This window comes from Pseudomonas oplopanacis (assembly GCF_057128725.1).
On the sequence record NZ_JBSKHV010000014.1, the window covers coordinates 47,696 to 60,555 of the forward strand.

Annotated in this window: 10 protein-coding genes; 4 read left to right on the plus strand and 6 right to left on the minus strand. The window is 61.5% G+C overall.

What is annotated here, in order from left to right; translation table 11 throughout:
• The first annotated feature begins 38 nt into the window (after positions 1 to 38).
• The 4 genes from ACWKV5_RS23700 (at position 39) to ACWKV5_RS23715 (ending at position 5,742) form a co-directional block, all read left to right on the plus strand.
• Positions 39 to 1,052, plus strand: a complete 1,014-nt coding sequence (locus ACWKV5_RS23700) for a helix-turn-helix transcriptional regulator (RefSeq protein ID WP_483843226.1) — start codon at positions 39 to 41, stop codon at positions 1,050 to 1,052.
• Positions 1,053 to 1,183: 131 nt separating this feature from the next.
• Positions 1,184 to 3,031 carry an amidohydrolase gene (locus ACWKV5_RS23705; RefSeq protein ID WP_483843227.1) on the plus strand — a complete coding sequence of 616 codons (1,848 nt, stop codon included), beginning with the start codon at positions 1,184 to 1,186 and terminating at the stop codon, positions 3,029 to 3,031.
• A 156-nt stretch (positions 3,032 to 3,187) separates the two neighbouring features.
• Positions 3,188 to 4,600 (plus strand): purine-cytosine permease family protein, encoded by a 1,413-nt coding sequence (locus tag ACWKV5_RS23710; RefSeq protein WP_483843228.1) that lies wholly within the window; start codon positions 3,188 to 3,190, stop codon positions 4,598 to 4,600.
• Between the two features lie 134 nt (positions 4,601 to 4,734).
• On the plus strand, positions 4,735 to 5,742 hold the full coding sequence (locus tag ACWKV5_RS23715) for an Ldh family oxidoreductase (RefSeq protein ID WP_483843229.1): 1,008 nt from the start codon (positions 4,735 to 4,737) through the stop codon (positions 5,740 to 5,742).
• Positions 5,743 to 6,145: 403 nt separating this feature from the next.
• Here the strand turns inward: ACWKV5_RS23715 and ACWKV5_RS23720 are convergent, their stop codons facing one another.
• The 6 genes from ACWKV5_RS23720 to ACWKV5_RS23745 form a co-directional block, all read right to left on the minus strand.
• On the minus strand, positions 6,146 to 7,726 hold the full coding sequence (locus tag ACWKV5_RS23720) for an aldehyde dehydrogenase (NADP(+)) (RefSeq protein WP_483843230.1): 1,581 nt from the start codon (positions 7,724 to 7,726) through the stop codon (positions 6,146 to 6,148).
• A gap of 119 nt (positions 7,727 to 7,845) precedes the next feature.
• Positions 7,846 to 9,243: a fosfomycin efflux MFS transporter AbaF gene (gene abaF / locus ACWKV5_RS23725; protein WP_483843231.1), complete on the minus strand. Its 1,398-nt coding sequence runs from the start codon at positions 9,241 to 9,243 to the stop codon at positions 7,846 to 7,848.
• A 70-nt stretch (positions 9,244 to 9,313) separates the two neighbouring features.
• Positions 9,314 to 10,231: a dihydrodipicolinate synthase family protein gene (locus ACWKV5_RS23730; protein WP_483843232.1), complete on the minus strand. Its 918-nt coding sequence runs from the start codon at positions 10,229 to 10,231 to the stop codon at positions 9,314 to 9,316.
• Positions 10,232 to 10,349: 118 nt separating this feature from the next.
• Positions 10,350 to 11,378, minus strand: a complete 1,029-nt coding sequence (locus ACWKV5_RS23735) for a trans-3-hydroxy-L-proline dehydratase (RefSeq protein ID WP_027924792.1) — start codon at positions 11,376 to 11,378, stop codon at positions 10,350 to 10,352.
• Positions 11,379 to 11,494: 116 nt separating this feature from the next.
• Positions 11,495 to 12,217, minus strand: a complete 723-nt coding sequence (locus ACWKV5_RS23740) for an amino acid ABC transporter ATP-binding protein (protein WP_027924791.1) — start codon at positions 12,215 to 12,217, stop codon at positions 11,495 to 11,497.
• Entirely contained in the window at positions 12,210 to 12,860 is a 651-nt protein-coding gene (locus tag ACWKV5_RS23745) for an amino acid ABC transporter permease (protein ID WP_027924790.1), read from the minus strand. The genes ACWKV5_RS23740 and ACWKV5_RS23745 overlap by 8 nt, the downstream gene beginning before the upstream one ends.

The following is a 12,860-nucleotide window of genomic DNA, read 5'->3' on the forward strand; positions in this document are numbered from 1 at the left end:
GTCGAAAAAAATGCCACGCAGCCAACAGGATCAAGAAGATGGAGGAGGGGAACGAGGTCGGTGGCACACCGTTGATGGTGACGCTGAAGGCCTTCAATCAATGCGTATTGCACCTCGGGCGACTGGCTCGGGAGCGCGGCGCCTCGCAATTCATCGAAGACGGGCTGCAAGCCTTTCGCACACTGGTGCCGTTTGCGTCGGCGTGGTGGGGCGAGATGTCCACGTCAGATGCCCATGTGGCGCCGAAAAGCTGGATGCACGGGCGCATAAATCTGCCCGAATCGTTTGCCGCCGAATGGCACAAGAGCGCGGGCAGCGACCGGTTCTCCCATGACACCCTGAGCCAACCCGGCGCAGTGGTGCGTGACAGTGGCTACACCGATCCCCATGTAGAGGTCGACGCCTTCGCTCGCCGTCATGACCTCTACCACGTGATCTGCATCACCTTCGAGTTGCCTGAAAGCGGTTTGATGTTTTTTGTCTGCCTCTATCGCGGCGAAAACGCATCGGGGTTCAACGACGGCGAAGCCGCATTGTTTTCAGCCTTCTGCGATCACCTGTTGCAGTTGTGGCGCTTCCAGGTGCAGGACATGATTCGCATCGACACCGGTAACGGTGCCAGCGACTTTGGCGTGGCGCGCATGGACGGCACGCTGCTGTACGTCGGCGCCAGCCTGTGTGCGGCGATCCAGCGTGAAATGCCGGGGTGGAGCGGTTCGATGCTGCCGGCGCAGGTTATCGCCCAGTTGCCAAAAGCGCCGAGCGTCATGCGCCTGGGACGTTGTGCGCTGACCCTCAGCCCGAATGGGGAGCACGTCATTCTGTCCCTCGAAACCCAGTCACGCGGCGTGGTGCTGGCGCCACGGGAGCGGACGGCGGCGATGCTGTTCGCGGCCGGTCATTCGTATAAAGAGATCGCCAAGATCCTCGGCTTGAGTCCTGCGACTGTGCGCACTTATCTGCGCAACTGCTATTTGCAGTTGGGCGTGAAAAGCAAGGTTGAGTTGGGTTCTGTCCTGTCTGCACAGACAACTCGCCGCGAAGCCCTTTGAATCACTGACCCCTCCTCATTTGTGGAGGTCCCTCCAACGCCCGCGCACGCTAGGGTATGCCTTGCATATCAGGGGCTTGCGCGCAGGCTGTTCGGGCCTCTTCCAAAACTATAAAAACAGAGGTGAGGCAGTTGAAATTCTCCAGGCTTTTTGTCGCCATTGCGGCAACCACGGCATTTTCCGGTGTGGCGCTGGTGGGGTGCCAGACCCAAGGTTCGACCCCGGCAGACATGGTCATGCGCAATGGTTATGTCTACACCGTCGATGGCCAGAACTCGGTGCAGCAGGCGATTGCCGTCACGGGCGGGAAGATCGTCTATGTCGGCAACGACGAAGGGGCGGCGACGTACATCGGCAAGCAAACGCAGTTGATCGATCTGGCGGGGCGCATGCTGATGCCGGGTTTTATCGATGCGCACATGCACCCGGGTGATGGCGGCCGCGCCATGACCTTGTGCGACCTGAAATACCAGACCATGACGCGCAAGGAGTTCCAGACCACCATTCAGGCGTGCCTGGATGCCGACAAGGGCAAGGGGCCAGATGTCTGGCTCGAAGTCGGCAGTTGGGACCGCATGGGCATGGACGGCCTCGACGGCGACCCGGATAAATCGACGCTGGACGCCCTCAACACCAAACGGCCGATTCAGGTGCGTTCCACTGACTTCCACACCGTGCTGACCAACTCACGTGGCCTGGCCGTCGCCGGCATCAACAAAAACACCGCCAATCCCGGTGACGGCAAGTACGTGCGCGACAGTGCCGGCAACCTCACCGGCATCTGCGAAGACGGCGCGGCCGATGCGATGGCCGCCGTGGTGCCGCCGGCCACCGACGCCGAAAAACTCAACCAGACCCGCGCCGCACTCGACGCCATGCGCCAGCAAGGCATCACCAGTTTCTTCGATGCCTTGTCCGGTCCGGAAAATGGCAAAGCCTTCACCACCTTGCAGCAGTCGGGTGAACTGACCGCCCGCGCCTTGCTGGCGATCAAGCTGGACCCGGCCGCCGCTGCCGCCGACCCGGCGAAAACCATCGCCGAGGCCAAGGCGATGGCCGCCACTTACGATCAGGGCGAAGCCAAAGTCGCGCCCGGCGTGAGCATGCGTCACGTCAAATTGTTCATGGATGGCATCATCAATGCTCCGGCGGACACCGGTGCGATGTTGACGCCGTACCTGCACAACGCCGGCACCGAGAAGGCACCGAAATGGGCGCCGGGCAAAAACGTCGGTGAGTTGTACTTCCCGCCGCAAGTGCTCAAGCCGCTGCTGTTGCAAGCCGTGCAGGCCGGCCTCGACCCGCACCTGCACGCCACCGGCGACCGCGCCGTGCGTGACTCACTCGACGGTATCGAATACGTGCGCCAGCAATTGCCCGGCAATGGCTTTCGCCCGGCCATCACCCACAACGAGTCCGTTGACCCTGCCGACTATGGGCGCTTCAAGGCCCTCGACGTGACCGCCAACATGTCCTTCCAGTGGGCGCAGCAGGCACCGTCCACCGTCGACGGCACCAGCGATCACCTCGGCCCTACTCGATTTGCGCGCATGGAGCCCTCGGGCAGCATCGCCCGTGCGGGCGGTCGCGTGGCCTATGGCAGCGACTGGCCGGTTGACCCGCTTGATGAGTTCCTGGCGTTGAAAGTCGGGGTGACCCGTTCCGGTGATCCGACGAACCCGCACAGCTATGGTCCCAAATACGCTGGCCGCCTGAATGCCGCCCCGGCGCTGTCCCGTGCCGAAGTGCTGCGCACGATCACTGTCAACGCCGCTGAGCAACTGAAACTGGAGAACGTTGTGGGTTCGGTTGAGGTGGGCAAGTTTGCGGACCTGATCGTGCTGGATAAAAACTTCATGCAGGTGCCCGAAGAGGAACTGGCCCGCAACAGCGTGTTGATGACCGTAGTGGGGGGCAAAGTCGTGTGGGCCAAGGCGCCTTTCGTAGGCCAAGTGGCGATGACCGAACAACAAAAATGATCCACGCGTAAAACACCTTCCCTGTGGGAGCGAGCCTGCTCGCGAAAGCGGTGAGTCAGCTTGCATCAATGTTGACTGTGCCGCCGCCTTCGCGAGCAGGCTCGCTCCCACATTGGGTTGTGTGGATTCGTTCTATCTTTGAAGAGAATAAAAATAATGACCCAGCCCCACGATAACCAACAACGAAGTCCCCTGATCGAGACCCGCTCGATCGATTTCATCCCCGAGGCCGAGCGTCATGGCAGCCTCTACAGCCAGTTCACCCTGTGGCTCGGTGCCAACCTGCAAATCACCGCGATCGTCACCGGGGCGCTGGCCGTGGTGTTGGGTGGTGATGTGTTCTGGTCATTGATCGGCTTGCTGATCGGCCAGTTGCTCGGCGGTGCCGTCGTCGCCTTGCACGCCGCCCAGGGACCGAAACTGGGTCTGCCGCAGATGATCTCCAGCCGTGTGCAGTTCGGGGTCTACGGCGCGGCGATCCCGATTGTTCTGGTGTGCCTGATGTACCTCGGTTTCAGCGCCACCGGCGCGGTGTTGTCGGGGCAGGCGATTGCCCAGTTGATCAGCGTCAGCGACAGCACCGGCATCCTGATTTTCGCCGCGTGCATCACGTTCCTGACGATCTTCGGCTATCGGGTGATTCACCTGGTGGGGCGTGTGGCCAGCGTGCTCGGCATCATCGCCTTCGCTTACCTGTTTACCCGATTGATGACGCTTAACGACGTCGGCCTGCTCCTGGAAAACCGCCACTTTGGCTGGAGCACGTTCCTGCTGGCGGTATCGCTGTCAGCGTCCTGGCAGATTGCGTTTGGCCCGTACGTGGCCGACTACTCGCGCTACCTGCCGAGCAGCACGTCTTCCTGGAAAACCTTCACCGCCGTCGGCCTCGGCACTGTGCTCGGCGCCCAGGCATCCATGGTGCTGGGGGTGTTTGCCGCCGCACTGGCCGGCGCCAACTTTCGTGGTCACGAAGTGGCGACCATCGTCGGCCTGGGCAGTACCGGGGTGATGGCGTCGTTGCTGTACCTGAGCGTGGTGTTCGGCAAAGTCACCGTGTCCACACTGAACGCCTATGGCAGCTTCATGTGCGTGGCCACCATCATCAGCGGCTTGCGCAGTCGCCTGGAAATCACCGCCCGCCAGCGCATGCTATTTGTGCTGCTGATCGTCGCGACATCGACCACGCTCGCGTTGGTCGGCCAGTACTCGTTCCTCAACTCGTTCAAGTATTTCATCCTGTTTTTGCTGACGTTCTTCACCCCGTGGAGCGCGATCAACCTGGTGGATTACTACTTCATCAACAAGGAGCGCTATGACATCCCGGCCTTATCCGACCCGGCCGGGCGTTACGGTCGCTGGAACGTGTTGGGGATCAGCGTGTATGTCAGCGGCGTGTTGATCCAGCTGCCGTTTGTCGACACGCATTTCTACTCCGGGCCGATGGTTGCGCAGCTCGGTGGCGTGGATATTTCCTGGATCGTCGGGTTGGTGGTGCCGGGTATTCTTTACTACCTGCTGGCGAGGAAATCAGCAGTGGTTGTGCCGGCGGTACGAAGCACCAAGGCCTGATCGACAGGGGCGACAGTGCATGGATTGATATTGCACTGTCGCCTGTGCTGATTTCGTCACTCCCTCCGTGCAAACCCATCAAGCCCTGGCGCCTCGAATAGACCACCCTGACCGGTCTGTTCAAGGAGATGACCATGATCCGACTGACCCTGATCGAAGCCCATGCGTTGGCCGAATCGATCCTGTTGCACAACGGTTTCAACCTGGCCCATGCGCGTGCGGTGGCGACGACGGTGACGGCCGGCGAGCGCGATGGCTGCGCCTCTCATGGCTTGTACCGGGTGCTGGGGTGCGTCAATTCCCTGCGGGCCGGTAAAGTCTCGGCCACGGCCCAACCCGAGGTGATCAACCAGGCACCGTCGATTGTGCGGGTGGATGCCGGTGGCGGCTTTTCGCAGTTGGCGTTTCAGGCGGGTTTGCCGCTGCTAAAGGAGAAAACCCGAGCCAACGGGATTGCGGCGTTGGCGATCAATCACTGCGTGCATTTCTCGGCGCTGTGGGTAGAGATCGAGCAATTGACCGCTGCCGGCCTGGTGGCGCTGGCGTGTAATCCGAGTCACGCCTGGGTGGCCCCGGCCGGTGGGCGCTTGCCGGTGTTCGGCACCAACCCGATTGCCTTCGGCTGGCCCCGTCAGGGACAGGATCCTTTCGTGTTCGACTTCGCCACCAGCGCCATCGCCCGTGGCGACATCGAACTGCACCGCCGTGCCGGCAAAGCCATCCCCGAGGGCTGGGGCGTCGACGCGCAGGGACAACCGAGTACCGATGCCAACGTCGTACTCGACAGCGGCGCGATGCTGACATTCGGCGGGCACAAGGGCTCGGCGCTGGCGGCCATGGTGGAATTGATTGCCGGGCCGTTGATCGGCGACCTGACCAGTGCCGAATCGCTGGCTTACGACGCGGGCAGCAAATCGTCGCCGTACCATGGGGAATTGATCATTGCTCTCGATCCACGGCGCTTTTTGGGGGACTCGACGGAGGTGCATCTGGCCAGGGCCGAAGCGTTGTTCCAGGGGATCGAAGGGCAGGGCGCACGCTTGCCCTCCCAACGCCGATACGAGGCGCGGGCGCGTAGCTTGGCCGAAGGGGTGCAGATCCCCGAGGCCTTGTACAACGACCTCAAGGCATTGCTGGCTTGACTCAATAACTAATGTAGGAGCGAGCCTGCTCGCGAAGGGGACAGTACATTCAACATCTCTGTTGACTGACACACCGCTATCGCGAGCAGGCTCGCTCCCACAGTTAGTCCAGGTCGTACACAAATATTGTTCCCGGCAACAATCCAGTGTGGGAGCGAGCCTGCTCGCGAAGGGGACGGCACATTCAACATCTCTGTTGACTGACATTTCGCTATCGCGAGCAGGCTCGCTCCCACAGTTAGTCCAGGTCGTACACAAGTATTGTTCCCGGCAACAATCCAGTGTGGGAGCGAGCCTGCTCGCGAAGGGGACGGTACATTCAACATTTCTGTTGGCTGACATTCCGCTATCGTCGGAACGCCGCCCGGAGCAGGCTCACTCCTATAGGATTTTTGGGTGTCTGTTAGATTGGATTTCGGTGGTTGATGCCGTCGACCAGCCGGGCAATACCCAGTGGGTTGGCGTTTTTCAGTGGGTCGGGCAGCAGCGCCTCCGGGCAGTTCTGGTAACACACCGGGCGCAGGAAACGGTCGATGGCCAGGCTGCCGACCGAGGTGCCGCGGGCATCGGAGGTGGCCGGGTAGGGGCCGCCATGCACCATCGCATCACACACTTCGACACCCGTGGGGTAGCCGTTGAACAGCACCCGGCCGACCTTTTGTTCCAGCAGTGCCAGCAACTCTGCGTGTTCATGCAGGTCCTGCGGTTCGCCAATCAGGGTGGCGGTGAGTTGACCGTGCAAGCTGTTCAGCGCCTGGCGCAGTTCGGCTGTGTCGGCCACTTCGACGATGAGGGTGGTCGGCCCGAAAACTTCTTCCTGTAGCAACGGATCACCTTCGAGCAACAGACTCACGTCAGCCTTGAACAGATGCGCACGCGCCTGATTGCCGTGTTGTTCATGGCTGGTCAGGTGGGTCACGCCCGGGTGGCTGAGCAACGCCTGCACACCTTTTCCGTAGCTGCGCAGCGTGCCGGCGTTGAGCATGGTTTGTGCCGGTTGTTCAGCCAGCCGCGCAGTCAGGGTTTCGGTGAAGGCACTGAATTGCACGGAGCGCACACCGATGACCAATCCCGGATTGGTGCAGAACTGGCCGCAGCCGAGCACCACAGAGGCGGCCAGTTCATTGGCAATTTTCTCACCGCGAACGTTCAACGCCTCAGGCAACACCACCACCGGATTGATGCTGCTCATTTCGGCAAACACCGGAATCGGCTGGGCGCGTGCGGCAGCCATGTCACACAACGCCCGGCCACCTTTGAGCGAACCGGTGAAACCGACGGCCTGGATCGCCGGATGCTTGACCAGGGCTTCACCCACACCCGCGCCGTAGATCATGTTGAACACACCCTTGGGCATATCAGTCTGCTCGGCCGCGCGGATGATTGCATCGGCCACCTGTTCGGCGGTCGCCATATGCCCACTGTGGGCCTTGAACACCACCGGGCACCCGGCGGCCAGGGCTGCTGCGGTATCGCCGCCCGCCGTGGAGAATGCCAACGGAAAGTTGCTCGCACCGAACACGGCCACGGGTCCGACACCGATCCGGTACTGACGCAGATCGCTGCGTGGCAGCGGTTGCCGGTCAGGCAATGCGCGGTCGATGCGTGCAGCATAAAAATCACCGCGACGCAGGACCTGGGCGAACAGGCGCATCTGGCCGCTGGTGCGAGCGCGTTCACCCTGTATGCGTGCGCTCGGCAATGCGGTTTCGCGGGTGACCAAGGCGACGAATTCGTCATCCAGGGCATCCAGTTGTGCGGCGATGGCTTCCAGAAAATCCGCACGGCGTGCTGCTGGCATCGTGCGAAAGGTCGGGAATGCTGCGGCAGCGGCCTCAGCGGCGGCATGCACTTCGCCTTCGGTGGCTTGCACGAAAGCGTAGGGCAACGCCTCGCCAGTGCTGGCGTCATGACTGTGCAACATGAGGCTGCCGGCGGCGCTGCGCGTGCCGCCAATGTAGTTGTGACCAAGGATCCGGGGCATGAAAACTCCTGTCAGGCAAAAGGTAATACATCCCTCTGTAGGAGCGAGGCTTGCCCGCGATGGAGGTTCGAATGACACACCGCCATCGCAGGCAAGCCACGCTCCTACAGGTTTTGGGCTCACGCCAGCGAATCGCCTCGACGCGGGGTCGCGGGGGCGGCGTTATCCAGTGAGGCAATGCGCGCCGCAGACTCGGCATCCACCGCGTGCAACGACTTGCCGCGGGTTTCCCGGGTCAGCCCCACGGCAACGACCGAGATCAGCGAAGCACCGACCAGGTACCAGGCGATGGGCGTCGAGCTGTGGTACTTGTTGAGCAGCGTGATCGCGATCAGCGGTGCGAGGGAACCGGCGAAAATCGGCGCCACCTGGTAGCACAGCGAGAGGGCGGTGTAGCGCACGTGCGTCGGGAACATTTCGGCCATCAGCGCCGAGTACGGTGCGTAGGTCATCGACTCGATGGCCAGGCCCAGGGTAATGGCCGCCATGATCAGCCAGTTGTTGCCGGTGTCCATCATCGGGAAGCCGACGAACCCCCAAAATGCCGTGAGCACCGCGCCGACCAGATACACCGGTTTGCGCCCGACGATGTCGGACAGATAGCCCATCAACGGGATCATGAAGAAGTGCAGCAAGTGAGCACCGAACATCAGAAACAGAATCTCTGAAGTGTCCTTGTGCACCACCAACTTGAGGTAGGTAATCGAGAACGTCACCACGGTGTAGTAGAGAATGTTTTCGGCAAAGCGCGCGCCGATGCCCACCAACACCGAACGCCAATGGTGACGCAGCACTTCGACCACGCCCAATTGTTGTTGCTTGGTTTGCGCCTGACGCGCCTGGGCTTCCTTGAAGATCGGTGCGTCATCGACGCTGGTGCGAATCCAGTAGCCGATCAACACCACCACTGCCGAGAACCAGAACGCCACGCGCCAGCCCCAGGCGAGAAATTGTTGCTCCGACAGGTTCGACGACAACAGCAGCAGGGCGACGGTCGCCACCAGATTCCCGGCCGGCACACCCGCTTGCGGCCAACTGGCCCAGAAGCCCCGGCGATTGTCCGGGCAATGTTCGGACACCAGCAAAATCGCGCCGCCCCATTCACCGCCAAAGGCGAACCCCTGGATCAGCCGCAACAGCACCAGCAATACCGGCGCCGCGTAACCGATCTGGTCGAATCCGGGCAGGCAGCCCATCAGGAACGTGGTGATGCCGACCACCACCAGGCTCAATTGCAGCAAGCGCTTGCGGCCGAATTTGTCACCGTAGTGACCGAACACCAGGCCACCCAGCGGTCGAGCGAGAAAGCCCACGGCGTACAGCGCGAACGCGGCGATGATGCCGTCGACGGGGCTGTCGGTCTGGCGAAAGAACAGTTGGCCGAAGACTAACGCCGAGGCCGTACCGTAGAGAAAGAATTCATACCACTCCGCGACGGTACCGGCCATGGCGGCGGCCACGACGCGCTTGAGTCCGGAGGGTGTGGTTGCGCGTTGAGTGTGTTGATGATTGGGCATGCTGACGTTTCCTGTAGAGGCGCGAAAACAGGCAGCCGGGCCGGGCCTCCAAGGCCCGCCCGGCACTCACTCAGAGACCGACGTCCGGCAGGTGCGGACGGTTCGCCAGGGCCTTGGCCATGATCTGTTCGACGAACAGGCGATCCGCTTCCGGCAGGGCCAGGCGTGGCGGACGGGTCAGCGCGCTGCCGCGACCGGCGATGGCTTCGCACAGCTTGATGCACTGCACCAGGTCGGCACGGGCGTCGAGGTGCAGGATCGGCATCAGCCATTCGTAGATCGGCATGGCTTCGGCAAAACGCCCGGCCTTGGCCAGGCGGAAGATGGTTTCGCCTTCTTTCGGGAACACGTTGGACATGCCCGAGACCCAGCCTTCGGCGCCCACGGCGATGCTTTCCAGCACCACGTCATCGAGGCCGGCGAACAGCACAAAGCGGTCGCCGACTTCATTGCGCACGTCGATGAAACGGCGGGTGTCGCCGGAGGAATCCTTGAAGCACACCACGTTGTCGCAGTCAGCCAGGGAAATCAGGATGTCCGGGGTGACATCGTTTTTGTAGATCGGCGGGTTGTTGTAGACCATCAACGGCACGTCGGCATGCTTGGCCACGTAGCGATAGTGCTCGGCGGTTTCAAACGGCTTGGAGCTGTAGACCAGCGCCGGCATCAGCATCACGCCATCGACGCCCACCTTGCGCACGGCGTTGGCCACTTTGGCCGCTTGCACGCTGGTGAATTCGGCCACGCCACAAATCACCGGCACCCGGCCGCGAGAGGCATCGACCGCGACTTCGGTGACAGCGATTTTTTCTTCGGCGGTCAACGAAGTGTTTTCACCGACCGAACCGCATACCACCAGGCCCGACACACCATCGCGGATCACGTTGGAAATCACCTGATGGGTCTTGTCCAGGTTGATGGTGAAGTCATCGTTGAATTGAGTGGTCACCGCGGGGAAGACGCCACTCCAGTTAATACGCTTGCTCATTTGTTGCCTCCGGGTCGTTAATTGTATTTCGTATACGATATTTAAAATGAAAAGATTCGGCCAGTGCTATTTCGGATATTTCAGGGAATTTTGTAGCCGTTGGTCTGGGTGTTCGGGATTAAGCACCCGGCCAGGTATCGGACAAGCGATAACCCTGTGGCCATGGATCGCTCGGATCGAGCAGCAATTGGTGAGTGCCGGTGATCCAGGCCCGCCCGGAAATGCACGGGTAAATGGCAGCGCGGCCGGCCACTTCGGTCAGCGAATCAATGCGGCAGTGGAACTCGGAGCCGATGATCGAACGGCCGATAAAACGCTCGCCGACCTGCATCAAACCCTTCGCGTGCATCACGGCCATGCGCGCCGAGCAGCCTGTGCCGGTGGGTGAGCGGTCGATTTTGCCGGGTTGAATCACCACCGCGTTGGCGCCAGTGGCAATGCCGTTTTCGTGGACGATGGGCGCGGCGATCTGACAGAAGGAAATGTGCGACCACTCCGGGTTCAGCGGATGCACGAAGCCCAATTGTTCGTTGGCGGCGCGGGTGATTTTCAGCCCGACCGCGACCAGATCGGCGGCCTCGTCCGGGCGGATGGAAAAGCCCAGGCCCTTGGCGTCGGCAATCACGAAACTGTCGCCACCGTAGGCGGTATCGACCTTCAATGAACCGATGCCCTCGACTTCAATCCAGGCATCCAGGCGGTCGGCGAAGGACGGCACGTTCTTGATTTCCACCCGTTCAACCTTGCCGTCACGGCAATCGGCGACGGCTTCGATCAGACCGCCGGGGGCTTCCAGCACCAGCCGGGTTTGCGGCTCGGTCATCGGCAGGATGCCACTGTCGAGCAACACCGTGGCCACGCACAGTGAGTTGGAACCGGACATCGGTGGCGTGTCCGCCGGCTCCATGATGATCCAGGCCATCTGCGCCCGCGGGTCCTTGGCCGGTACCAACAAGTTGACGTGGCGAAACACGCCACCGCGCGGTTCGTTGAGCACGAAGTTGCGCAGGGTTTCGTCCTTGGCGATCCAGCGTGACTGTTCCCACACGGTGGCGCCGGGTGGCGGGGCGACACCGCCGACGATCACGTCACCGACTTCGCCTTCGGCGTGGCAGCTGACGACGTGGATTACTTTTGATGAGCGCATGGTTTATTCCTTGTTTTGTCTGTGCGGGCCTCTTCGCGAGCAGGCTCGCTCCCACAGTGATTTGCGTACACCACCAAACCCTGTGGGAGCGAGCCTGCTCGCGAAAGGGCCATCCGCTATTTCACCGATTTAAGAAACGCCGCAGTCTCCGCATGCACCGGATTCCCGATCACTTGATCCGGCGACCCAATCTCATGCACCAACCCATTACGAAAGAACGCCACACGGTCCGACACGTCGCGGGCAAAGCGGATCTCGTGGGTCACCAGCACCATGGTCATTCCGTCTTCGGCGAGCATGCGCATGGTGTCCAGCACTTCGCCCACCAGTTGCGGGTCGAGGGCGGACGTGGCTTCGTCGAACAGCATGTAGTCCGGCGACATCGCCAGCGCGCGGGCGATGGCCATGCGTTGCTGTTGACCGCCGGAGAGCTTGCCGGGGAAGGTCTTGAGCTTGTCGCCCAGACCGACGTGGGTCAGTTGTTGCACCGCCAGTTCCTCGGCTTCGGCCTTGCTTTTGCCCAGCACCTTGCGCGGGGCCAACATGACGTTTTCCAGGACCGTCAGGTGCGGAAAGGCATTCCATTGCTGGAACACGATGCCAATCTTCTGCCGCAGACGGTTGAGGTCGGTGGCGCTGTCATGCACCTCGACTCCGTCGACGCGAATGTTGCCTTTCTGGATCGGCTCCAGCCCGTTGATACACATCAGAAGCGTGGACTTGCCAGAGCCGGAGCCGCCGATGATCGACACCACTTCACCCTTGTTCACGGTCAGGTTCACGCCCTTGACCACTTCGAGGTTGCCGAACGATTTGTGTACGTTATCGATCTCAATCATTTTCCTGCCACCTTCTTTCCAGACGAGCGCCGAGGCGTGCAACCACCAGGCTCATGACGTAGTAGATAAGGCCCGCGATGCACAGCACCAGCAACGGTTCCTGGATGCGGGTGACGATGGTTTGTGAAGCGCGCAGCAGCTCGACGATGCCGATCCACATCACCAGCGCGGTGTCTTTCATCACCCCGAGCACCAGGTTCAGCCAGCCAGGGAAGGCGACGCGCGTGGCCATCGGCAGGACGATCCAGCGCAGGTCCTGCAAGAAACTCAGGCCCAGTGAACGGCTGGCCCGGCGTACCGTGAACGGCACCGCCAACACGCCGCCGCGCACGATCTCGGTGAAGTACGCAGCGGTGTACACACCGAGCACGATGCAGCCGACGCTGAAGGCGCTGATGTTCAGGCCGACGATGCTTTTGAGTGAGTTGAACAGCACGAACTGGATCAACAACGGCACGCTGCGAAACACGTCCAACACCCAGGCCAGCGGCAAACTGGCCCGTGGCAACAAGGCCCGGAGCAAGCCAAACAGCAGCCCGGCGATGGAGCCGAGAATGATCGACCAGAACGTCAATTGCAGCGTGACCCAGGCGCCATTGAGCAGGAACATCAGGTCATTCGAGGAAAAACCGGTGGCAAACAT

Coding starts and splice junctions, on each gene's coding strand:
- ACWKV5_RS23730 (WP_483843232.1), bottom strand. CDS start 10,231: ATGAGCAAGCGTATTAACTGGAGTGGCGTCTTCCCCGCGGTGACCACT.
- ACWKV5_RS23710 (WP_483843228.1), top strand. CDS start 3,188: ATGACCCAGCCCCACGATAACCAACAACGAAGTCCCCTGATCGAGACC.
- ACWKV5_RS23735 (WP_027924792.1), bottom strand. CDS start 11,378: ATGCGCTCATCAAAAGTAATCCACGTCGTCAGCTGCCACGCCGAAGGC.
- ACWKV5_RS23745 (WP_027924790.1), bottom strand. CDS start 12,860: ATGTTTGCCACCGGTTTTTCCTCGAATGACCTGATGTTCCTGCTCAAT.
- ACWKV5_RS23700 (WP_483843226.1), top strand. CDS start 39: ATGGAGGAGGGGAACGAGGTCGGTGGCACACCGTTGATGGTGACGCTG.
- ACWKV5_RS23720 (WP_483843230.1), bottom strand. CDS start 7,726: ATGCCCCGGATCCTTGGTCACAACTACATTGGCGGCACGCGCAGCGCC.
- ACWKV5_RS23715 (WP_483843229.1), top strand. CDS start 4,735: ATGATCCGACTGACCCTGATCGAAGCCCATGCGTTGGCCGAATCGATC.
- abaF (WP_483843231.1), bottom strand. CDS start 9,243: ATGCCCAATCATCAACACACTCAACGCGCAACCACACCCTCCGGACTC.
- ACWKV5_RS23740 (WP_027924791.1), bottom strand. CDS start 12,217: ATGATTGAGATCGATAACGTACACAAATCGTTCGGCAACCTCGAAGTG.